Source organism: Terriglobus sp. YAF25, from assembly GCF_052113305.1.
Classification (GTDB): domain Bacteria; phylum Acidobacteriota; class Terriglobia; order Terriglobales; family Acidobacteriaceae; genus Terriglobus.
The window spans coordinates 1-2,207 of the sequence record NZ_JBFRCY010000740.1 but is presented as its reverse complement, the minus strand read 5'-3'; the positions used below and the strand labels follow the sequence as shown (position 1 = coordinate 2,207).

2 protein-coding genes are annotated in these 2,207 nt (G+C 59.8%); one reads left to right on the top strand and one right to left on the bottom strand.

The window, feature by feature from the left end; genetic code table 11:
* The first annotated feature begins 177 nt into the window (after nt 1-177).
* Complete coding sequence (locus tag AB4043_RS23125) at nt 178-888, top strand: RsmE family RNA methyltransferase (protein WP_442299118.1); 711 nt, start codon at nt 178-180, stop codon at nt 886-888.
* Nucleotides 889-951: 63 nt separating this feature from the next.
* On the opposite strand, the gene dnaJ is transcribed toward AB4043_RS23125, so the two are convergent.
* Complete coding sequence (gene dnaJ / locus AB4043_RS23120; RefSeq protein WP_442299117.1) at nt 952-2,094, bottom strand: molecular chaperone DnaJ; 1,143 nt, start codon at nt 2,092-2,094, stop codon at nt 952-954.
* Between the last annotated feature and the right edge of the window lie 113 nt (nt 2,095-2,207).

Below are 2,207 nucleotides of genomic sequence, written 5' to 3'. Positions count from 1 at the left end.
CTTCTATACATTCCCTAGTTGCAAGTCGCGTTACTGGCTGCAACAGGGAGAATAGAGAGGCGACACGAACGGCGAAAAAGAAGACCGCCGGTAGTCAGCCTCCAACGTAAGGCAACAAACAAGGCAACACATGTGGGGAGCGCGACAGCGCTCCCCACAGTGTTTAAGCTGGATGTGATGACACGACGCCGCTGGATTGCCGATCGATGGAATGACGAACGAACCTCTGCTTCCCTGCTGGGAGAACAAGCGCAACACCTCGCACGAGTCCTGCGCGCCGAGGTCGGTCAGACCTTTGACGTCGTTGCAGGCGGCTTTCTGCATCGCGCAACCGTAGCGAGTGTCAGCGAGGATGAGGTTCGTTTCGATCTGCACGAAGAGCAGGAGATCGACCACGCACTTCCGGTCCATCTGCTGCTGGCGGTCTTCAAGTTCGACCGCATGGAGTGGGCCATCGAAAAAGCGACGGAGCTCGGTGTGGAGCGCATCACTCCCATTCTGGCTCGCCGCACAGAGAAACACCTGGCACAAGCCGCGGCCAAACGCGTCGAGCGCTGGCGACGCATTGCGCTGGAAGCCAGCAAGCAGTCGCGCCGCGCATCCGTGCCCGAGATCGGCGATCCCGAAATGTTGAAGTCCGCTCTCGGCAAAGAGACCTCCGCGATCAAAATCCTGCTCTCGGAGACTGAACAGCAAACCACCATTGCTTCCGCACTTCGCCAGACTGAGGCCACCGCACTCGCCATCGGTCCTGAAGGCGGATGGACATCTGAGGAGATGGCGATCTTCCAGCAGCACACCTGGACCCCGGTAACCATCGGTCCCAGAATTCTGCGGGCAGAGACGGCTGCGATTGCCGCGCTGGCGATCGCCGGAGCTTTTCTGTAACGCTAAAAGAGAAAGGCGCGGCTGATAGCCGCGCCTTCAATCCAAATCGAAGAGCTCTGCTCCCTAAGTGAAGATATCCTTCACCTTGTCGAAGATGCCCCGGCCATGCGGCGCATTTTCAATCGACATGCTCTCGCTGAGCTGTTCCAGAAGTTCACGCTGCTGCTTGCTGAGCTTGGTCGGTGTCTGCACACGAATCTCCACCAGCAGATCGCCCTTCCCGCTGGCGTTCAGGTGAGGCACCCCCCTGCCCTTGAGCTTGACGACCTTGCCGCTCTGTGTGCCTTCGGGAATCTTGACGGTCGCCGGGCCTTCGAGCGTAGGTACTTCCAACTCTGTGCCGAGAGCCGCCTGCGGGAACGAGATCGGTATGGAGCAGTGGAGGTCATCGCCATCGCGCTCGAAGAACGCATGCGCCTTCACCGTAAGCACGACGTACAGATCTCCAGACGGCCCTCCGAAACGGCCCGCCTCACCTTCGCCGCCATACCGGATACGTGTACCGTCCTCGACGCCTGCAGGGATCTTCACCAGGATGACGTGGTCGTGCTGCACACGGCTTTCGCCGCGACAGGTCGGACAGGGATCCACAATCAACGTTCCAGTGCCCTGGCACGAGGTGCAGGTACGAGCGATGGAGAAGAAACCCTGCTGCATCCGTACCTGTCCGCGGCCGCCGCAGTGCGGGCAGGTGATGGGCTGCTTGCCCTTCGCCGCGCCACTGCCGTGGCAGTCGTCGCAGATCTCCAGACGGCGGATCTTGATCTCCAGCTCTTTGCCGAAGGCGGCATCTTCGAACTCGATCTTGAGGTCGTAACGAAGATCGCGTCCACGCTGCTCGCGTGTCGGGCGACTGCCGCCGCGTCCTCCACCGAACATCTCGCCGAAGAGGTCGCCAAAGATATCGCCGAGATCCTGCGCGTCGCCGAAGGGGCTTCCGGTAAATCCGCCGCCCGCACCCGCTCCGCTGACACCGGCATGTCCGAAGCGGTCATACGCGGCACGCTTGTTCGGGTCGCTGAGCACCTGGTATGCCTCGCTGCAGGCCTTGAAGCGTTCTTCGGCGTCCGCATTATCCGGGTTGCGGTCGGGGTGGTATTTTAGCGCCATCTTGCGATAGGCGGCTTTCAGTTCGGTATCTGTCGCTGTCCGCGATACTTCCAGGACTTCGTAGTAATCAATCTTCACGTTAGCCGTCGCACTCATCCGTACTGCATCCCTGCAAGATTGCTAGAGCAATTCTCCTAATACTGTAGCTCCTGGATAAATCTGCGAAAGCCGTTTTCTTTGCAGGAAAACGGCGCAGACAGTCCAGACTC